Source organism: Microcystis sp. M061S2 (assembly GCF_020245605.1).
In the GTDB taxonomy this organism is placed as follows: Bacteria; Cyanobacteriota; Cyanobacteriia; order Cyanobacteriales; family Microcystaceae; genus Microcystis.
Genome location: NZ_JADBUP010000046.1, coordinates 1 through 19,750 on the forward strand (window position 1 = coordinate 1; position 19,750 = coordinate 19,750).

The 19,750-nt window shown below is 41.8% G+C and carries 17 protein-coding genes; 9 read left to right on the forward strand and 8 right to left on the reverse strand.

Annotated features, from left to right (window positions below):
* Positions 1-250: 250 nt before the first annotated feature.
* Together IM475_RS09060 and queA are read right to left on the reverse strand one after the other, a co-directional pair.
* Complete coding sequence (locus tag IM475_RS09060) at positions 251-1,939, reverse strand: serine protease (protein WP_287727343.1); 1,689 nt, start codon at positions 1,937-1,939, stop codon at positions 251-253.
* Between the two features lie 162 nt (positions 1,940-2,101).
* Positions 2,102-3,199 carry a tRNA preQ1(34) S-adenosylmethionine ribosyltransferase-isomerase QueA gene (gene queA, locus IM475_RS09065; RefSeq protein ID WP_287727356.1) on the reverse strand — a complete coding sequence of 366 codons (1,098 nt, stop codon included), beginning with the start codon at positions 3,197-3,199 and terminating at the stop codon, positions 2,102-2,104.
* Positions 3,200-3,359: 160 nt separating this feature from the next.
* On the opposite strand from queA, the gene IM475_RS09070 reads away from it, so the two are divergent.
* Positions 3,360-3,749: a hypothetical protein gene (locus tag IM475_RS09070; RefSeq protein WP_002733765.1), complete on the forward strand. Its 390-nt coding sequence runs from the start codon at positions 3,360-3,362 to the stop codon at positions 3,747-3,749.
* A 3-nt stretch (positions 3,750-3,752) separates the two neighbouring features.
* On the opposite strand, the gene IM475_RS09075 is transcribed toward IM475_RS09070, so the two are convergent.
* Together IM475_RS09075 and IM475_RS09080 are read right to left on the reverse strand one after the other, a co-directional pair.
* Positions 3,753-4,805, reverse strand: a complete 1,053-nt coding sequence (locus tag IM475_RS09075) for an LOG family protein (protein ID WP_287727344.1) — start codon at positions 4,803-4,805, stop codon at positions 3,753-3,755.
* A 134-nt stretch (positions 4,806-4,939) separates the two neighbouring features.
* The gene (locus IM475_RS09080) at positions 4,940-6,127 is read right to left on the reverse strand and encodes a tetratricopeptide repeat protein (protein ID WP_287727345.1); all 1,188 of its coding nucleotides are present in this window, start codon (positions 6,125-6,127) and stop codon (positions 4,940-4,942) included.
* 37 nt (positions 6,128-6,164) lie between these two features.
* Between IM475_RS09080 and IM475_RS09085 the strand changes: the two genes are divergently transcribed.
* Positions 6,165-7,340: an esterase-like activity of phytase family protein gene (locus IM475_RS09085; protein ID WP_287727346.1), complete on the forward strand. Its 1,176-nt coding sequence runs from the start codon at positions 6,165-6,167 to the stop codon at positions 7,338-7,340.
* Between the two features lie 111 nt (positions 7,341-7,451).
* Here the strand turns inward: IM475_RS09085 and IM475_RS09090 are convergent, their stop codons facing one another.
* The 3 genes from IM475_RS09090 to IM475_RS09100 all read right to left on the reverse strand — a co-directional run bounded on the left by IM475_RS09090 (position 7,452) and on the right by IM475_RS09100 (position 9,501).
* The gene (locus IM475_RS09090) at positions 7,452-8,003 is read right to left on the reverse strand and encodes a LabA-like NYN domain-containing protein (protein ID WP_002764933.1); all 552 of its coding nucleotides are present in this window, start codon (positions 8,001-8,003) and stop codon (positions 7,452-7,454) included.
* 261 nt (positions 8,004-8,264) lie between these two features.
* On the reverse strand, positions 8,265-9,089 hold the full coding sequence (locus IM475_RS09095) for a sulfurtransferase (protein ID WP_287656702.1): 825 nt from the start codon (positions 9,087-9,089) through the stop codon (positions 8,265-8,267).
* Positions 9,058-9,501: an ATP-binding protein gene (locus IM475_RS09100; RefSeq protein ID WP_287727347.1), complete on the reverse strand. Its 444-nt coding sequence runs from the start codon at positions 9,499-9,501 to the stop codon at positions 9,058-9,060. Before IM475_RS09100 ends, IM475_RS09095 begins: the two co-directional genes overlap by 32 nt.
* A gap of 173 nt (positions 9,502-9,674) precedes the next feature.
* On the opposite strand from IM475_RS09100, the gene IM475_RS09105 reads away from it, so the two are divergent.
* Positions 9,675-10,811 carry a SpoIIE family protein phosphatase gene (locus IM475_RS09105; protein ID WP_287727348.1) on the forward strand — a complete coding sequence of 379 codons (1,137 nt, stop codon included), beginning with the start codon at positions 9,675-9,677 and terminating at the stop codon, positions 10,809-10,811.
* A 96-nt stretch (positions 10,812-10,907) separates the two neighbouring features.
* Here the strand turns inward: IM475_RS09105 and IM475_RS09110 are convergent, their stop codons facing one another.
* Positions 10,908-11,231 (reverse strand): STAS domain-containing protein, encoded by a 324-nt coding sequence (locus tag IM475_RS09110; protein WP_287727349.1) that lies wholly within the window; start codon positions 11,229-11,231, stop codon positions 10,908-10,910.
* Between the two features lie 145 nt (positions 11,232-11,376).
* On the opposite strand from IM475_RS09110, the gene crtO reads away from it, so the two are divergent.
* The 6 genes from crtO to IM475_RS09140 all read left to right on the forward strand — a co-directional run bounded on the left by crtO (position 11,377) and on the right by IM475_RS09140 (position 19,651).
* Entirely contained in the window at positions 11,377-13,023 is a 1,647-nt protein-coding gene (crtO, locus tag IM475_RS09115) for a beta-carotene ketolase CrtO (RefSeq protein WP_287656712.1), read from the forward strand.
* Positions 13,024-13,500: 477 nt separating this feature from the next.
* Positions 13,501-14,793, forward strand: a complete 1,293-nt coding sequence (locus IM475_RS09120) for a sugar ABC transporter substrate-binding protein (RefSeq protein ID WP_287656713.1) — start codon at positions 13,501-13,503, stop codon at positions 14,791-14,793.
* Positions 14,794-14,795: 2 nt separating this feature from the next.
* On the forward strand, positions 14,796-16,106 hold the full coding sequence (locus IM475_RS09125; RefSeq protein ID WP_287727350.1) for a mechanosensitive ion channel family protein: 1,311 nt from the start codon (positions 14,796-14,798) through the stop codon (positions 16,104-16,106).
* Between the two features lie 406 nt (positions 16,107-16,512).
* A complete protein-coding gene (locus IM475_RS09130) occupies positions 16,513-18,195 on the forward strand; it encodes an alpha/beta hydrolase (protein ID WP_287656716.1) in 1,683 nt (560 codons plus the stop codon).
* A gap of 142 nt (positions 18,196-18,337) precedes the next feature.
* Positions 18,338-18,889: a DUF2854 domain-containing protein gene (locus IM475_RS09135; protein WP_287656717.1), complete on the forward strand. Its 552-nt coding sequence runs from the start codon at positions 18,338-18,340 to the stop codon at positions 18,887-18,889.
* Complete coding sequence (locus IM475_RS09140) at positions 18,890-19,651, forward strand: sulfite exporter TauE/SafE family protein (protein WP_287727351.1); 762 nt, start codon at positions 18,890-18,892, stop codon at positions 19,649-19,651. It abuts the gene before it with no gap.
* Positions 19,652-19,750: the final 99 nt, after the last annotated feature.

The window sequence follows — 19,750 nt, forward strand, 5'->3', positions numbered from 1 at the left end:
AATACACGGCAGAAGTCGTCGACATGACAGAAAAGAGCTTCTAGACTAGACATAGATGGGTTGGGGGTGCTGAGTTTATATATTTTTCAGCTTACTAGCCCCCGCCTTTTCTTTCCTCCCTTATCCCGAACTGACGTTAAACAGTAAACAGGAGACAGGAGACAGGAGACAGGAGACAGCTTTTATGTATTCTCCCCACTTCCCACTCCCCCACTCCCCAATTCATCATTCATAATTTATAATTCATAATTTATAATTCCCACTCCCTTAACCTTTCTCGCACTCTGTCAATGGGAATCGCGAAACCGCAGCCCAATCTAACGGCATTTTCCAGGGGTTTAGGAGTGGAGGGATCATCACAAAATAAACTCGCTTGAGAAATCACTCCCACCACTTGATTTTTATCGTTTAAAACTGGACTTCCCGACTGTCCAGAAACGACAAACATGGACAAACTTAAGGATTTTTCGTTATGATCATTAACCGTGCCTTTGCTGACAGTCCAATCTTTTTGATTAAAAGGATTACCGATCGAGATTACTGGTTGATTAGCGGCAATTGGTAGGGGTGCTAAAGCTAAAGGTTTTAAGTCTGGGGGGGGATTTTTTACCTCTAATACTGCTAAATCGAGCCAGTCGTCAGCGGGGGTAGTGTGGAGAATTTTAGCTTTTGAACGCTTGCGGATTTTCCCCTGGGGTGGTTGGCTATAATACTCGACAAAAATGCGGGACCCTGCATCGATTTCCTGACGGGAATTCGTCACCACATGGCGATTAGTCACGATCCAAGCTCTATCTTGATCTCGTTTTAATAACCAACCCGTGCCGATACCATTGTTATTTTTGCCGCGAATGACAATTTTAACAATTGAGCGTTTTAAATTCACCAGAGGATCACTCTTAACACTGGGAATTATCTCTGGCATTTTTAATAATTCGGGATGATCATGAATTAATCGCCCCCGTTGGATTTCCTGTAAAATAAATCTAACTTCTGATAAATTGGGATCGATTTCTACGGCCTGCCGACACCAATTTAGACCCTCATCGATCTGACCGCTATTGATATAGATATAACAGAGATTTTCGTAAATCTCGGCATTTTTGGGGCTAATTTGGCGCGCCTGTTGAAAAGCTGCCATCGCTTCCCCTAGTTTTCCCTGTTCTGCTAAAGCTTTACCTAAATAATTATAAATATCCCCATCTTTAGGAGCGTAAACTAAAGCCTGTCGATATATTTGCCCCGCTTGCTCCCATTTTCCCTGTTTTGCTAGGGTTTCTCCTAATTTTTTGTAGGTTTCACCCTGACTAGGTATCAATTCTAGAGCTTGCTCATAGGCATAACTGGCCTCTTGCCAGAGTTGCTGTTCACTGTAGGCCTTTCCCAGATAAAAATAGGCTTTTCCCTGACTAGGATCGAGAAAAACCGCTGCTTGCAGAGCTTTCGCCGCCTCATCCCAACGTTGTAAACTATAGAGGGCTTTTCCTAGCTGAAATTGCGCTTTAAAAGTTGGTTTAATCATAATTGCTTTTTGGTAAGCATCGATCGCCTCAGACCATTTTTCCTCTTGGGCGAAGATATCTCCCAAAGCTACTAAATGATTACTTAGGGAGGGTTCCATCGCTGGTTTATCGTTAACGATAAAGCCATGATTATAGGCTTTTAAGGCTTCAGAATAGCGTTTTTGACTTTGTAAGACCTGAGCAATTTTTATATGGGCTTGGCCCGAATTTTCGTGAAAAGATAAAACTGTTCGGTAGGCAGACAGAGCCGATTCCTTCTCCCCCGCGGCCAAAAGTTGATCGCCTTGCCAGAGATAAGCCAAGGCAATAAGATAAAAAATAGCAAAGGGAGCGGCGGCGATAAAGGCAATAATTACAAATATTTGCAGGGGTTTGCTAGAATAGCGGCGACCGATTTTAACATCTTTTCTTTTCATTTCTTGGTTAGGATAGACAACAGGCCAAAGGTGGTTCGATAATTGACCTAGACCAATTTAGATGCGCGGGCAGCTTACACATATTTTGGCTTTTCCTGTTGCCCTTTCCGCAGTTCTGCTCCTCCTTCTTTCTGGGGTATGAAGGTAATTTTGTGCAACTACTTACCGATTGCTGCTGCGAGCGCTGGGTAGGATTAACATAGCGTCACCGAAGGAATAGAAACGGAAACGCTCTTGGATAGCTGCTTGATACAATGCCAGTAGTCTTTCCCGTCCGATTAAGGCACTGACTAACATCATCAAACTGGACTTGGGTAGGTGAAAATTAGTGATCATGCCGTCGATAACCCGCCATTGATAACCAGGATAGACAAATAAATTCGTTTTTCCCTGAAAAGCGGTTAATTTCTCGCTCTTACTTTCTTTAATTGCCCCTTCCAAGGCGCGAGCTACCGTGGTTCCCACGGCGATAACCCGGCCACCTCTAGCCTTTGTTTGGGCGATTTTTTCGGCAGTTTCGGCGGAAATCTGCAAAAATTCTTGGTGCATTAGGTGTTCTGTAATATTTTCCACTTCCACGGGGCGAAAGGTTCCCACTCCTACATGAAGGGTGATATAGGCGGTATCTATACCCTTCTGGGCGAGCTTATGGAATAATTCGGGAGTAAAATGTAATCCAGCCGTGGGAGCGGCCACAGAACCCTGTTTATCAGCGTAAACTGTTTGATAACGGTCTTCTTCCGCCTCTGATTCGGTGACGTAGGGGGGGAAAGGAATATGACCGTACTCCTCCAACATATCCCAAAAACTGCGCCTGGGATGACGTTGAAATTGCAGCAGACGACCACCGGTGTTCAGATCTCGGTCGATTACTTTCGCTAACCATAATTTTTCTTTGTCTTCCGTCGGCCCTGTTTTCGGATAAAAAAGGACTTCTGAACCGACTTTAAAGCGTTTTCCCGGTTTCACCAGAGATAACCAACGATGGTCATCTTGTTCTTCTAATAGTAATATTTCTACGGGGGCGCCCGTGGTTTTACGTCCAAATAAACGGGCCGGAATCACGCGGGTATCGTTGAAAACCAGCAAATCCCCCGACTCTAACCAAGTGGGTAAATCCCGAAAAATAGCCAAATTATGACTATTGGGAGAATCTACCACCAAAAGACGGGAACTGTCTCGGGTTTCTGCGGGATTTTGGGCAATTAACTCCGGAGGAAGGTGATAATCGTAGCTGGAGAGTAATTGGTCAGGGGTCATCGTCATTGTCATCATAAAGATCTTCGCAAAAGTTGGGTAATTCTACCCAGGCGAACTTCAAGAAATCGGGGATTTCTCCCCTTGGTGTATGGGACGGTTTATCGTCAGACTAGAGATATAACACTAATTGTGACTATTAGCCAATAGCCCAGCGGCCACTATGGACTATCTCTATTTTCTTGCTAATGCTAGTTTAACGCTACGAGTCACCGAATACCTGCGATCGATGACTCATCTGCCCTCCTCCGTGATGACGGTTATCCATCAGATTAACGGTTGGGTGGTCAAGGTGAAGTTTAATCAAATGCTGACTCCTTGCCAACACGGGGATTTTCGCGCCTACATGAATGAGTTAGGGATTCCCTATCAACCGGAAATGCGTCTCCAGATGGTTTTTTGGAGTTTGGAAACGGGACAATCTCCTATTGATGTCATGCGTCGCTATCAAGTGGCGATTGTGTCCCATGGTACCCCGGATCAGCAAGATATAGAGGCTTTTCGGCAACAATTTACTAAAGGTTTAGGATACTGTCCGGAAACTCTGGCCTAGGGTTTATTTTCTATCGGGATGCTCTTCTAGGGCAACTACAGGACTCAAATCGTTGATGTGATCAATTAATTGATACAAGCGTCCGTAACTCTTGCCGTTGAAGTAAAAAACTAGACGAGGTAAATGGTGGCTGGAATCCCGATTCTCTCGTTCTAGAATTTGACTAGGTGCGATTTTCCCCTTAACTAGGATATCGCCGAAGTTTTGGTTAATTTGTTCGATCTGTTCCCCGCTTAGTTCGTGATTAAGACGAATAACAAAGGATTCTCCCACAAAACGGCTGGAGTGATACACCCGATAGAAGTGGCGAATTGTTTGACAAGCGTAGTCTAGATCGTTGGTAATTGTATAAAAATTCCGATCTTCAGCGGATATCAGTCCTCTTTTTTGCAGATTTTCACTAATTTGTTCTTGCCAAGTTTGCCAGTAATCCCCATCAGGCTCATCAATTAATACTAGGGGTGCAGGTCCGTATTTACCGGTTTGACAGAGGGTAAGCGTCTCAAAGGCCTCATCTTGGGTGCCAAAACCACCGGGGAATAAAGCTACTGCGTCACTTTCCCGCAGAAAAAATAGTTTTCTGGTAAAGAAATATTTAAAATCGATTAATTTGGCATCATTTATGATATAAGGATTAGCCCCCTGTTCAAAGGGTAGCTGAATATTTAATCCGAAGGAATTTTCCCGTCCAGCACCTTCATTCCCTGCTTGCATGATGCCACCCCCAGCACCAGTTAACACCATAAAACCGTATTGACTGATACGGCGTGCGAATTCTACTGCGAGACGGTATTCACTGCTGTCGGGTTTGATGCGTGCCGAGCCAAAAATGGTCAGTTTACGAATGTGACGGTAGGGGTAAAATACCTGAAATCCCTTTTCTAGATCTTCGATCGCGTAGGTTAAAATTTTCCAATCGAGGCGATCGATTTCCTCCTCGGCAATTCTGACTATTGCTTCCAGAGCTCTTTGAATCCATTTACCATCTTTCAACTGCGGCAAGCGTTGCAGCAATTTCAGCAAGTCTTCGGTTAATTGAGAATAGGAATTTTCCATTGGTGGGTTGGGTTTTGGGTTTGAGGGTGTTGGGGTTTTAGGTTTTTAGGGTTTTAGGGTGTTGGGGAAGATATTTCTTAGTCCCCATTTCCCCATTTCTCTGTCCATTAGTTAACTATTCAAAGACTTAAAGATCACTGTTCAGGATTATTTATTGCTTGATTAACTTGGGTGATTTGGGTTTGAAAATATTGTTCACGATAACGGATAGCTTGGGCTAATTCCGCACCTTTTTGGAAAGCGAGTAAAGCTTGGGGATAATTTTTTCTCTCTAGATAAATTTGACCGATTTGATCGTAGGTATTCATTAAACCGTAGTAATTATAACCCAATTCATGGACTTTAATTAATTCTTGATAGATTTGTAAAGCATAATCTACCTGTTGATAACTTTTATAAAGTTCGGCTAACTTATTTAAAGCTTCTCCTGCGGTGCCGTACTGTTGTAAAGCAAAAGCGAGAGAATAGGCTTCTTGAAAGTTTTGGCTGGCTTTATTTGCATCTTTTAAAGCTTGGTAATCTAAACCAATTTGAATTTTTAGAGCGGGGATTAACTGTATTTGCTGATTTCTGATCTGGGTTTCAGCTATTTCTTCTTTAATTTTCACGGCGTTAGCTGGTTGCCAAGATTCTCGATAAATTTCTGCTAGTCTTTGCAAATAAATTCCTTGAGTTAAAGAATTATTCTGCGCCTTAGAAATAGTTAATAATTCCTCATAGACTGGGGCTGCTTTTTGATAATCAAAACGGGATAAATGAATTTGACCAAGTTGATTTAGAGTTGCTTCTACTGCCACATTATCACCAGATTGTCTGCCATTAGCTAGAATTTTATCATAGATAATTATCGCCTCATTAAAAGCTCGTACCTGTTGATAGGATGTACCTAATAATGCTAATAACTCCCCGTCCATTGTCTGGTTAGTTTCTGCGGTTTGTTGCAGAGCTTTTAAACGAGCAGTAATTAATTTAACATCCTCGGTTCGATCTCGATTCCAAGCTGCTAACCCCACTTTTCCCAAAGATTTTACTTCTTCTTTGGCCCCTAAATAACGATTTAATTTAATCACTTCATACCAGATAGGAAAAGCTTCCTCATTTAATCCCGCATCGTATTTAGCTTGAGCTTCAGCATCGCGTTGATCGATGTATAATAACAGTTGACGACGCTCTAAGGGAGTTAAAGGGCGATCAATTCCGGGTAATAAAGGACTTTTTAGGGGAGTTTCGAGGGGATTGGGTGCAGGGGTTTCTGTTTGTGCTAGGAGAGGAAGGGAAGTACCGATCAAACAGAGCCATAAACTGAGAGAAAAACGTAGCATAATAGATTGATAGGAGCGTAGTAGAGGATGATATTTTGTGATCGATCGATTCTATAAGAGACTGACTGCCGAAAATTTGCGTTTCCCAATTTTGGGTTTAATTGCTAGTTTGATTGTAACCTTTAGTCTGGCTGCCTGTGGTGTCTCCCCGCAAGTTTTAGCAGAACAACGAATGTTTCTACCCCTCTCGGTCGAGTTTTTGGGAGAATATCAATTACCAGAAGCGGATTATCAGGAGACAAGGGTGGGGGGATTATCGGCAATTACCTATGATCGTGCCAATAACCGCTTTTATCTCCTCAGTGATGATCGTTCTCAGAAAGCTCCGTCCCGCTTTTATCGGGCCAGTTTGCAGATAAATGATGAAAAAATCGAAAAAGTGAATTTAGAGGCAGTCACGTTCCTAAAAGATGGCAAGGGAGAAACTTTTAAAAAGGGATCGATCGACCCGGAAGGTATCGCTTTTTCGCCCCGACAAACTTTGTTTATTTCCAGTGAAGGTGCGGTTAAACAGGGAATTGCTCCTTTTATTGCTGAATTTGATTTGCAGGGACAATTAAAGGAGTCTTTGTTAATTCCTAATCGCTTTTTACCGGATGATAGCAATCAAAAAGGAATAGAGGATAATTTAGGGTTTGAATCCTTAACTTTAGGGATTACCAGCACCCTCAAAGACGATCCTTTTCGTTTGTTTACTGCCACAGAAAACGCTTTAATTCAAGATAGTCCCACGGGAAAAAGAGCAGAAAATCTCAGAGTGCGACTTCTTCATTATGTGATCGATCCGATTGGTGCGCCTGTGTTAGTATCAGAACAATTGTATGTGTTAGATGAGCCACCCAGTGGTGCGAGATACTACGGTTTAACGGAATTATTAGCTTTAGAAAAAGAGGGTTATTTTCTCAGTTTAGAGCGAACTTTTGGTTTAGAAGGTTTTGGAGCGAAACTATTTCAGGTAGTTAATGGGAGTGCCACTGATACGTCGAAAATTGCTCGGATACCGGGGGAATTAGAAGCTTTACAGGTGCAACCCTTGCGGAAAAAATTATTACTAGATTTAGGGACTTTGGGGATTGATTTAGATAATTTGGAAGGAATGACCCTCGGTCCAAGATTAGCTGATGGCAGTCGCTCTTTGATTTTAGTCAGTGATGATAATTTTAATCCGAATCAGGTCAATCAGTTTTTACTATTTCGACTCAAGGAAAAATAAACAAGAGATGGTTAATTGCCTCACCTATCCCCTTCTGGGAGAGGGGTTGGGGTGAGGACTACCAATAAAGAAAAAGGTGATAAATAGCCGGTTTAAAGACACAACGGCCGGTTAATAATCACTTTTTTCGATATCTTTGCGAATATCATTCAGGTCAATATAGCGATCGGTGGCGTTGCGTAATTCCCTAGCGATCATCCCTTCCGTAGAAACTACGGTAATATGAGTATTTTTAGAGCGCAATAGTTCGATCGCTCGTTCAAAATCGCCATCACCGCTAAATAAAATCACTCGATCGTATTGATCGACGGTATTAAACATATCGACGACAATTTCGATGTCTAAATTAGCTTTCTGGGAAAAACGACCGGAACTATCATCATAATATTCTTTCAAAATTTTTGTTCTCACCGTATAACCCAAACTAATTAAAGCATCGCGAAAACCTCTTTGATCTTGGGAATCTTTTAAACCCGTGTACCAAAAGGCATTAATTAACATAATATTTGGGTCGTTGGTGAAGTAATTTAACACCTTGCGCGGGTCAAAAAACCAACCATTTTTTTGTTGAGCATAAAACATATTATTGCCATCCACAAAAATCGAAAGGCGATCTTTCGGACGGCCGCCACCATTACAATGACAAAGACCGGCTTCTGTCATACAAAATACATACCTAATTTTTTATAGAGTTTAACTATAAAATTACTTTTTAGTAATTTTACGGGGGAAAACGACTATTCTTTGAGGAATAGCGGTGATTTGAGAGCAAAAAGATAGCAACTAAAATAAAAATTAGCTTTTTTGTCTGGGAGACAAACTAGATAATAGTTTGGGAATAATTAAAAGTGATAATAGGGGGATTGTACAGTAATTAGGTCATTTTGATAATCTTTCTCGATAGATGGGTATCAACAAGGCTGGTTAGATCAGGTAGGAACACCAATCACTCCAACCTCCAGAATATAGCTTAACATTGTCGTATCCGGCTAGGGTAAGGGAAAGGATATTGACACAGGCTGTCACTCCCGAACCACAGTAGAGGATAATTTCTCGATCGCCTTGCCGCTCTTGCCAACGTTGTTTTTGCTGGGCCAGGGGTTGAGAAAAACCCTGACTATCGGTGACTTCCAACCAGGGATAATTAAGCGCCCCCTCGATGTGGCCGGCGATCGGATCGATCGGTTCCCTTTCGCCCCGATAGCGATCGCTTTCCCTGGCATCAATTAACACCACTCCCGCTTGCTCTTTTTGCCTTTTCACCTCCTCGATCGTGACTACCCAATCCTCTCGAACTTGGGGGAGAAAAGCGCCGGTTTTTGGCACAGGTATCTGATTAGAGACGGGATAACCGGCATTTAACCAATTTTGCCAACCACCATCGAGAATGCTGACTCGTTCATGACCGAGATAACGTAATAACCACCAGAGACGACTGGCAAAGGCAAAACGGGAGGCATCGTAGGCGATAATATGGGTTTGGCTGGAAATCACCCCTAAAGAGCTTAATTTAGCGGCTATCGTCTGCGGATTCGGCAAAGGATGACGGCCGCCATGACGGGCAACGGGAGCCGATAAATCGCGATCGAGGTGTAAATAGAAGGCATTTTCAATATGATTGGCTAAATACTCTTGATAACCGAGATCGGGATCATTTAATTGAAAACGACAGTCAATAACCATCAGATCGGGGCGATCGAGATTGTTAACTAACCAACTAGGAGAAACGAGGGGTGCGATCGGATTCATGGCGGGAAAATTGTTTAATAATTAACAGACAGTTGCGCTGATCTTCGCTGCGAGTATAACTGAGTTGATCGGCGATTTTTTGGAGGATCGGCAGTCCTTGCCCATGACCAGAGAAACTATAGTCATGATAGGCGTTTTTCTCGATAAAGTCCTCTAAATCGAAGACGGAACCCCGATCCCAGATGCGAATTTCCATCTGGTGAGGGGTAATCTCAATCTCGATCTCGATCGGAATTTCGGGGGGGAGGTGTCGGTGAGCGTGACGGACAGCATTGGTAAAACCTTCGGCAAGAGCAAGCTGACACTGGAGCCAGGCTTTTTGGGGAATGCCCGCCGGTTCAAGTTGCTCAAAATATTTTAAAACGGTATCTAAGGACCTGAGATCGCTATCTACCTGAAAAGAAATCTTCACCCCCGGCTTACCTCTCCAATGCCTTACGCTAGAAGTTATACCATTTTTCCCAAACTATGACTGATGTGTTAGCTCGATTCTGGATTTAATCCCTGGTTGAGGGACAAGCAAAGTCATCTGTCAGGGGGTCGGGGGTAGGCAGTAAGATTGAGATAGTCAAGTCACAAATAAAGATGGTACGAATTCTAGTAATTGATGATGATGGAGTAATTCAAACGTTTTTGAGCCGCGCTTTGCGGAAGGAATACGAGGTTTTTGTTGCCAGTGATGGGGAAGAAGGATTAAAGCAAGCGGGGCAACTAAAACCAGCGATGATTATTTGTGATTGGATGATGCCGGGGATCGATGGGTTGGAAGTTTGCCGGCAAATTAAGCTCAATCCCCAACTGTCAACGACTTTTTTTATCCTTTTAACTTCTTTGGGATCGGTGGCGGATCGGGTGAAGGGATTGGATGCGGGGGCGGATGATTTTTTGTGTAAACCGATCGAGATTAATGAGTTAAGAGCGCGCGTGCGGGCGGGAATGCGTTTGCATCAATTAAGTCATGATCTGCAAGCGCAAAAACAATTACTAGAAATGGAGTTAGCGGAGGCGGCGGCATATGTGCGATCGCTGTTACCAGAACCTTTTATTTCTCGAAAACTTGCTATCGATTTTCGCTTCCTTCCTTCTCGTCGATTGGGGGGTGATGGCTTTGATTATTATTGGTTAGATAATGACCATTTGATGTTATATCTTTTAGATGTGGCTGGCCATGGGTTGCGAGCGGCTTTACCTTCCCTTTCGGTGATTAATTTACTCCGTTCCCGTGGTTTAACTCAGGTGAATTACTATCAACCTAATCAGGTTTTACATGGGTTAAATCAAATTTATCAAATCAGCCCTAAGAATGATAAATATTTTACTATTTGGTACGGAATTTATGATCGGAAACAACAACAGTTAACCTATGCCAGTGCCGGTCATCCCCCGGCAGTTCTCCTGACTCAAAAACCTTTTGGCCAGATGATTGAAACCAGACTGAAAGCCCCCGGTTTTCCCATCGGGATGTTTCCGGAAGCGGAATATATTAATCAGGTTAAATGCCTGAATTTCCCCAGTAGCCTTTATCTTTTTAGCGATGGAATTTACGAGATCGATTGTGCTGATGGTAGGATGTGGGGACTGGAGAACTTTATTCAATCTTTGCGAAATTATCACGGTAATTATGCTAAAAATCTCGATAATTTTATTGAAAAGATTCAAGCTTTACAATTTGATGGTAATTTTAAGGATGATCTTTCGATCATGCAGGTGGATTTTCGTTAAGTACCTAAGCAAAATTAATTACACATTTCGATAAAGCTTTTGCCTCTTGCCTTTTGCCTATCCCAACCAATAAATTAATTTTGCACGACTACTTAATTAACTTCCGAGGATTTTTTGTTCTAATTCTTCTCGGTTATTAAAAATTTCAAAAACTCGATCCATATCGGTCAATTCAAATAACATTTTTATCTGATCATTAATCGAGCAGATAAAAATGTTACCCCCCGCAGAACGTACGGTTTTTAAGGATAAAACTAGCGCCCCTAAACCAGAACTATCCATAAAGGTGACATTCTTGAAATCAACGATAATAACCTCTGACCCTTCCTGCACGGCTTCGGCAATTTCTTGGCGAAATTGGCTGGCTTGGTTGCCATCTAAAATACCGGATGGTTGAATAACTTTAATCGCAGAACTCATAAAAAAAAGGAAAAATTAAATGTTTTCTACCTGCTCACTGATAACTGCTCGCTGAAATCTGCTGATAGCAGCCAATCTTTAACTATTTTTAACATATTAGGGTCAAGAAAAGCGCAAAATTAAAAATAGGAATTTTTGAAACTGTATGGAAAGTTACGATGTCATCCTCATCGGTGCGGGGCATAATGGTTTAGTTTGTGCCGCCTATCTCCTCAAAGCCGGTTATCGCGTCCTCCTTCTCGAACAGCGTAGCGTACCAGGAGGAGCGGCAACCACAGAAGCGGTTATCCCAGATCTAGCCCCCGATTTTAAGTTTAATCTCTGTGCGATCGATCACGAATTTATTTTTTTGGGGCCGGTAATTGAGGAATTAGAGCTAAAACGCCACGGATTAGAGTATTTATTCTTTGATCCTACCGTTTTCTGTCCCCATCCCTCCGGCCAATATTTTCTTTCCTATCGCTCTCTGGAAAAAACTCACGCCGCAATTGCCCAGTTTTGTCGGCGAGATGCCGATCGCTACCTTCAGTTTATCGACTATTGGGGACAGTTGATGAATGCGATCGGTCCTTGGTTTAACGCTCCGCCCCAAGATTTGCTCAGAATCGCCCGCAATTATAACTCTAGTGCCTTAGCTAGTGTCTGGAAAGCGATCGGCTCGAAAAAGAAACTGCTCGACTTCATCCGCACGATGATTACTTCCCCCGAAGATGTCCTCAATGAGTGGTTTGAGAGCGAATTTGTCAAAGCACCCCTGGCTCGTCTAGCGGCAGAAATTGGCGCTCCTCCCTCCCAAAAAGGCATTACCTCCGGGATGATGATGATGGCGATGCGTCATTCCCCCGGGGTGGCTCGCCCTCGTGGTGGTACAGGCGCACTAACTGAGGCTCTGGTGAAATGTGTTGTCAGTCTCGGTGGGGTGATTTTAACCGAGCAGAAAGTTAAACAGATTCTAATCGAGGAAGGACAAGCGATCGGTGTTAGGGTGGACTCTGGACAGGAATATCTGGCCAAAGCGGCTGTTATCTCTAATATTGACGCTAGACGAGTGTTTTTACAGTTAGTCGCCCCCGCCGATGTGGATGCCGCCGATCCAGAATTGCGAGAAAGGGTAGAACGGCGAATTGTCAATAACAATGAAACAATTCTTAAAATTGATTGCGCCCTCGCCGAAGCGCCAAGGTTCGAGGCTTACGATCACAAAGAGGAGTATTTACAGGGAACGATTCTCATCGCCGATTCCGTGCGTCACGTTGAACAGGCCCACGCTTTAACGATTTTGGGGCAGATTCCCGACGAAAATCCCTCGATGTACCTAGATGTCCCCACTATTCTCGATCCCTCCATGGCTCCCCAGGGCAAGCATACCCTCTGGATCGAATTTTTTGCCCCCTATCAGATTGCCGGGGCCGAGGGAACAGGATTAAACGGCACGGGATGGACGGAAGAATTAAAAAATCGCGTGGCCGATCGAGTTCTTGATAAACTGGCCGATTATGCCCCAAATCTCAAATCCGCCATTATTGCCCGTCGGGTGGAAAGTCCGGCCGAATTAGCTAATCGTTTGGGTTCCTATAAAGGTAATTACTATCATCTTGATATGACCTTAGATCAGATGATTTTCCTGCGTCCTTTGCCAGAAATAGCTAACTACAAAACCCCCATTAAAAACCTTTATTTAACTGGGGCAGGAACTCACCCCGGCGGCTCAATTTCGGGAATGCCGGGGCGCAATTGCGCTCAGGTTTTTCTGCGGGATCAAAGCACTTTTCTGCAAAGATTATTTAACTAAATCCCCTCCTCCTCAAAATCCCGAACCTCATCCTAATATTTATTGCCCCTAGCCAATTATCCTTGAAAAGGAGAGATTAAAGGCCCTAAATGGGAAAAGATTTTGAGGAAATGAGGAGGAGTGATACTAAATCCTATTTAAAAGATATAGGAGAGCGGGGAGAAGGGGCAGCGAATGGGGAGAAATAATCCATAACTCGGGGGTTAATCATAATATTAAAAACCTATTTGGTATGCAGGGTAAGCTCACCCAATTTGATATAAATTGTACTTGACAAAGATTTCTAAATAGGGTTCTGGACGTAACAGGTAATTTAGATACGTCATCAGCTTAACTCGCACAAATTTTTAACTGTAATTGTTTCTATACTGGTGGCTCTTGACAAAAGATCAGGTTAATTATTTTTCTGATGAAGATGATTATTCACTTTTTCATGTACGATGAATATATGGCAAGATTTTTGAAGGATCACGAGCGATGCAATTTCTAAGGCTCAGAGTTAAAACTGTTTGGAGAAGTAAAAAAATAAGGGGAATTATATCGCTCCTATTGCTTTTTATCTTGATGCCAATTTTTCTTTATGCTTGTTTTAGTGATCTTCCTAACCAATCATCGGAGCAACGGCAAGGAACCCTTTTGGTTTGGTATCCAGAAGAGGGAAATTTAACTGAAATACTAGGTCTCGGTTTGCAAGAGTTTGAAAAATTAAATCCGCAAGTGACAATTCTCGAACAAGCTATTCCTATCGATGAGATACCAGAACGTTTTTTTAAACAATCTCAAAGCGGATTGGGTGCGAGTGTTATTCTAATTTTTTCGAGAAATATACCCAGGTTAGTATCCCAAGGAGTACTGGGGGAAATTGACCAGAACAATCTAGATTTATCTATTTATTATCCCCCGACGCTGAAACAAGTTAGCTATCAAGGAAAAATCTATGGTATTCCCTTAGGTTCTCGTACCAATGTACTGTGTTATAATCAAAAAAAATTACAAGTTAGTCCCGATCCGCTGCTGAAGCAACCTCCCACCAGTTTAGGGGGATTAGTGGAACGTGCGCGCAAAGGTTATTCTGTGGGGATAGTTTCCTCTTTTGAAGATACTTTTTGGGGAATGGCAATTTTTGGCGGCTATTTGTGGGATGATCAGGGTAGGCTGCAACCTCGCTTGGATGGTTGGGCAAAATGGCTAGAATGGCTAAAATTTGCCTCGTCACAGCCTAATTTTATCCTCAATCGTCAACGGGAATTGCTTCATGAGGCCTTTGCTAGAGGCCGCTTAACCTATTATGTGTGTAATTCTATTGAAATTGCCGATTTAAAAAACAGCCTCCAAGATGATCTCAGAGTCGCGTTACTTCCCCAAGACACTCAAGGTAAAGCAGCACCAATTCTCTATACACGGGTGATGGTATTTAATCGTAATAATAGTGATAATGAAAATAGGTTGGGGTTAGCTTTAGGAAAATTTCTCTCTAATCCCAAACAACAATTACAAGCAATCACCCAAACAGAAAGTTTTATTCCCACTAATCGACGGGTGCAGATCGAAGGAAATTTACTACCGATCGAATCGGTATTATTACAACAATCTCAAAATGCCGTGGCAGTACCTCTGGATGATTGGGAAAAGTTGAATAAAATTTTAGAAAAAGGAGAATTTTGGTATGAAAGAGCGATCGCTGGTGAAATATCTTCCTCAGCAGCAGCCCAAAAACTGACACTTTATATTCAATCAGGTCTCGATCAGGAAGTCGGGAAAATAAATTAATTATGAACAACAATATTCCCTCTCTTTCGGAAATAATTGCTAACCAATTATTATTTTTAGGACGCAGAAATGTTCAAAGTCAATTAGCGATCATTTTTCTGTCTTTAATTCTTGCTTGGTTATTATCAAAATGGTTATGGTCTTACTTGAGAAAACGATTCCCTCACGGCATCAGTTTTATTCACAGTGATAAAAAATTAACCCTCCATCAATATTTTGCTATCCTGATAGAGTTTCTTAATTTTCCAGTTATTAGTCTAATTTTACTTGACTTAAAGTATCTAATTTTTTTCAGTCAAAACTGGACAAGAGGAATGATTAATTTATCCATACAATTAATATTTTTTTATTTGATTTATCGTTGTTTATTAGCTGGATTATATGCTAGGTTTTCCGTCAATACAATTAAATATTATCATGGTCGGCTTTTAGCACCTTTATTGGTATTATTCCTCCTGAGAAATATTATTGGTGTTTACAATAATATTCAAGAAATTGCCCAAGTATCTCCCTTCAATTTATTCAATAGTCCGATCACATTGAGAAGCATATTTATTTTGATAATAGCTCCCTATTTTCTGGTAATTATTGTTGTTCTTATAGAGAGTATAATTCTGAGCATTACTAATTTAAATCAGCAAGCGAGTCGCGGTGAAATTGAAGCAACTTTACTGTTAGGACGTTATTTTTTCATTGTCTTAGGTTTTATTCTCATCTTGGGTTATGTGGGAGTTAATGCAACGGCAATAGCGGCAATTACTGGCGGTTTATCGGTGGGTATTGGTTTCGGTATGCAGCAAGTGGTAAGTAATTTCATTAGCGGTATTTTACTATTATTTGAAAAAGTTCTCAAACCCGGTGATATAATTAATATTGAAGGACAGACTTCTCAGGTAAAAAAGCTAGGTATCCGAGCGACAACGGTGCAAATTCTTACAGACAATTCCGAAAAAATTATTCCCAATCAAAAGTTTTTTACTGAGGATGTCACCACCTACACGGGTAGTGATAACTTGATTTATTGTTCAGTTGTTATCGGAGTTGGTTATAATTCTAACTCTCAACAGGTGATGAATTTATTGCTAGACATTGCTGATCAACATCCTCACATACTCAAAAACCCGCAACCAGTAGCCTTTTTTATTAATTTTGGTGATTCTAGTTTAAACTTTGAATTAAAGTTCTGGTTGGATGATGTTAACGGGAAAAAGCGAGTCATTAGTGATATTAATTGTGCTATTCTTGATAGGTTTACTCAACAGGGTATCGAGATTCCCTTCCCGCAACAAGATATTCATATTCGTAATAATTAGCAATTTATCCCAGTCAAAAAGCTTATCTGATTATTTTCATCGCCAAATATATCACTTTCACTTATTAAATCCATGTATTTATTGTTTTTTATTAATGGTTAATATCTTGACATAAAAACAATTATAACTTACTATTCTAGATAGTATATTCAAAAATTATCAATAATCTATAATTAAAATATCCCAGATGAATCTATCGAGGTTTTGCTAATGCTTTTTCGTCCTACTTTGCTTGGCACTTTATCGCTTGCCCTAGCCTTAAATTGGCCCCTTAGTACCTTAGAAACCTTCGTCTCAATACCTTTGAGCCGTGGTTAAGGAAATCAAGTAACCAAGACCGTTTTTCAACTGGCCGTATGCTACTTTTCCCTTTTAATTGTTGTCATTTACCCTAACTAAAAATCCCATGATTATCCCCCGTTTACAAAATCGTTTTCCCAGAAATAATACCACCCGTCGGCTGCGAGCTTTCCTTCTAGGTCTTTTCGCTGCAGGTATCACCACTTTACCCCTAAAAGCCGCCGAAGAAATTGAATTTGTCTATACACCCCTCGTCTTTTCCGTATCGGTAGCATCCCTAGAAAATTTTGCTAAAGAAGGAAAAATCGACGCTAATTTAAAAAGATTTCTGTCCAGAGCAACTCCCGAAGCAAGAGAGAAGTTTCGTGAGGCTTTATTAACAAAGATTGACATCGATCCTATTTTACTATCTCGTTTTTTTAATAGTGTGATGGGTGCTGATATGCTCTCTCGTTTGGGCAAAGGCATCACCATTGAAGGGGGAATTAATGGTAAATATGCCCTGCGGGGTGCGATTGTTAGTGCCGCTTTCGATCCGGGAGGATTAACCCTTTTAAATGTCCTGAAAAAATTCCCCAATAATATACAGTTACAGGGGGAAGAAATCCTCGGATTAGCTAAAACCATCGATTATGCGGTTTATGTGGCGGAAATATTTATTAAAGATATGCGCCTCTGGACAGCCGAGGAAGCTGCTGCCGTTAAACCAGCGATTAATTATACCAGTTTACCCGATCTGCGTCAGCGCGGTAGCTTTCAGGTAAAAAAAGAAGTTTGGAACTTAACTGATAGCAGTCGCAATCGCAGTTTATATGTCAATGTTTATATCCCGCAAACTTTCCGAGAAGGTAAAACACCTGTAATTATTTTTTCCCACGGATTAGCCTCGCGACCAGAAGATTATGCCCAAGCAATTGAACATCTAGCTTCCTACGGATTTTTAGTAGCGGCACCGCAACACCCCGGCAGTGATACCCAATACCTACAAGGAATGTTAGGGGGGTATTATCGCAATATTTTTGATGGCAATGAGTTTATTAATCGACCCAAAGATATTAGCTTTGTCATCGATGAATTAGCCAGACGAAATGCTAGTCAATTTCAAGGTAAACTTGACCTCACTAATGTGGGAGTAGCGGGTCATTCCTTTGGAGGTTATACATCTCTAGCTGTTGCCGGCGCACAAATTGATTTTGATAATCTCGCCCAAGATTGTAATCGTCCTTACTCCGGGATTAATATCGCTATTTTACTGGAATGTCGCGCCCTGGAATTGCCTAGACAGGTCTATAATTTTCGCGATGAACGAGTCACGGCTGTCTTTGCAGCTAATCCCGTTAACCGCAGTATTTTTGGGGAAAAAGGTTTAAGTAAAATCTCGATTCCTGTCCTCTTGGGTTCTGGAAGTTATGACCCGGCAGCTAATCCGATTTTTGAACAGGCCATTCCTTTTACTTGGTTAAAAACGCCAGATAAATATCTGGCCATGGTGGAGGGACAAGCTCATGTAAATTTTACGGAATTGGATGCAGGAATGCAAAAAACCCTAGAGTCTGTGGTCGATATCACTTTACCCAATCAAAATTTAATCGAGGATTATGCGGGGGCTTTATTGGTGGCTTTTTTTGAAGTTTATATTGCGGATAATGAAAAGTTTCGTCCTTTTCTTCTGTCTAGTTATGCAGAATATCTCAGTCAGGGACAAAAGTTTAAATTAGACTTTATTACTGCCGCTTCTGACCAGAAATTATCTCAATTAATTGAGAAATTGCGAGTACATCGGCAATAGACACTAAGGCAATAGGCAATAGACACTAATTGCCTTCAGTAGCTAATAACTGAAAAATCTCCCCACTGCCCCTCTGCAAAAAAGATTCTTTTGAGTTGTATAATCTCTAAAGGATTAGCGTACTCAAGAAAAAAATTATTTCATGCTCAGAAAAATTAGACTATCATACTTTGGCTTAATTTTAGGCAGTATTTTAACGGTTATCGGCATTATCGGTTATGCCCAAGGTAACGCCACGGTCAATTTAGCGGGGTTTTTCTACGGATTACCGTTATTATTGGGAGGTTTAGCCCTAAAAGCTTCAGAAATCAAACCGATACCCTTCAGTCAACCCACTAGCCCCGAAATCTTGCAATTGCGCCAACAACAGGCTACTGTCACCCAAACCAAACTTCGCAACGATGTCACCCGCTATCGCTACGGACAGGAAGTGCATCTGGATGAAGCCCTAGAAAAGCTGGGATTAAGCCCCACGGACGAGGAAAGACCGACTTTAGTGGCAATTCGTGAAACTGCTGTTGATTCCGCCTATTGTTTCACTCTAGAATTTGAATCGCCCCTTTTACCCCTAGAAAAGTGGCTGGCAAAACAAGAAAAAATCGAAAGATACTTTGGACCAGGAATTAGAGCCGAAATTAAGCAAGTTGACGAGGAAAAAATTGATTTAGCCCTAATTACTATCCCTAACGCCTAAATGCTCACGCCTATTCAGTATGGCTTCCTAGCAATCACTGCCGTGGCTGCCGGCTTAATTAATGCTCTTGCCGGTGGCGGTAGTCTGATTACTTTTCCAACGCTGATGGCGGTGGGTATCCCACCGGTGATGGCAAATGTGACTAATACCGTCGCTTTATGCCCCGGTTATCTGGGGGCAACCCTCGCCCAAAAAAAAGACCTGCACGGGCAACAAAAACGGATTCAGTTATTACTACCATCGGCAGTTATTGGCGGCATTATCGGTGGTATTTTGCTGTTAAATAGCAGCGATCAAGTATTTGACCGCCTGATTCCTTTTCTGATTCTTTTAGCGGCGGCTTTATTGGCTTTTCAAGATACTTTACGCTCTTGGTTGCAGCGGCGACAGGGAGATAAAAAGGGCAATATACCAGAAATTTGGGCGGTTTTACCCATCGCCCTCGCTTCAATTTATGGTGGTTATTTTGGAGCGGGTTTAGGTGTGATTGAGTTAGCAATTTTGGGGTTATTTCTCAAGGATAATCTCACGAGATTAAATGCTTTAAAACAGTTGCTTTCTTTGGTGGTTAACGTGGCGGCATCTTGGTTTTTTCTCTTTTCTAATCAGGTATATTGGTCGGCGGCGATAGTGGTAGCAATTGGCTCTTTAATTGGGGGTTTATTGGGGGGAAAACTGGCCAGAATTATCTCTCCTACTTATCTGCGCTGGACTGTGGTAATTCTGAGTATTATTACCGCTATAGTTTATTGGCTTCGTTAACAAACGGAGTTATAGGCAGTTAAGCTGCCCGCGCATTTAAATTGCTTGTTGAGATCAGGCAACAGTTTAAAACCTTACCCGATGACGTTTTAACTCAAT

Excerpts from the sequence above, each read along its gene's own strand:
- IM475_RS09060 (WP_287727343.1), bottom strand. The coding sequence starts at position 1,939 with ATGAAAAGAAAAGATGTTAAAATCGGTCGCCGCTATTCTAGCAAACCC.
- queA (WP_287727356.1), bottom strand. The coding sequence starts at position 3,199 with ATGACCCCTGACCAATTACTCTCCAGCTACGATTATCACCTTCCTCCG.
- IM475_RS09070 (WP_002733765.1), top strand. The coding sequence starts at position 3,360 with ATGGACTATCTCTATTTTCTTGCTAATGCTAGTTTAACGCTACGAGTC.
- IM475_RS09075 (WP_287727344.1), bottom strand. The coding sequence starts at position 4,805 with ATGGAAAATTCCTATTCTCAATTAACCGAAGACTTGCTGAAATTGCTG.
- IM475_RS09080 (WP_287727345.1), bottom strand. The coding sequence starts at position 6,127 with ATGCTACGTTTTTCTCTCAGTTTATGGCTCTGTTTGATCGGTACTTCC.
- IM475_RS09090 (WP_002764933.1), bottom strand. The coding sequence starts at position 8,003 with ATGACAGAAGCCGGTCTTTGTCATTGTAATGGTGGCGGCCGTCCGAAA.
- IM475_RS09095 (WP_287656702.1), bottom strand. The coding sequence starts at position 9,089 with ATGAATCCGATCGCACCCCTCGTTTCTCCTAGTTGGTTAGTTAACAAT.
- IM475_RS09105 (WP_287727348.1), top strand. The coding sequence starts at position 9,675 with ATGGTACGAATTCTAGTAATTGATGATGATGGAGTAATTCAAACGTTT.
- IM475_RS09110 (WP_287727349.1), bottom strand. The coding sequence starts at position 11,231 with ATGAGTTCTGCGATTAAAGTTATTCAACCATCCGGTATTTTAGATGGC.
- crtO (WP_287656712.1), top strand. The coding sequence starts at position 11,377 with ATGGAAAGTTACGATGTCATCCTCATCGGTGCGGGGCATAATGGTTTA.
- IM475_RS09120 (WP_287656713.1), top strand. The coding sequence starts at position 13,501 with ATGCAATTTCTAAGGCTCAGAGTTAAAACTGTTTGGAGAAGTAAAAAA.
- IM475_RS09125 (WP_287727350.1), top strand. The coding sequence starts at position 14,796 with ATGAACAACAATATTCCCTCTCTTTCGGAAATAATTGCTAACCAATTA.
- IM475_RS09130 (WP_287656716.1), top strand. The coding sequence starts at position 16,513 with ATGATTATCCCCCGTTTACAAAATCGTTTTCCCAGAAATAATACCACC.
- IM475_RS09135 (WP_287656717.1), top strand. The coding sequence starts at position 18,338 with ATGCTCAGAAAAATTAGACTATCATACTTTGGCTTAATTTTAGGCAGT.
- IM475_RS09140 (WP_287727351.1), top strand. The coding sequence starts at position 18,890 with ATGCTCACGCCTATTCAGTATGGCTTCCTAGCAATCACTGCCGTGGCT.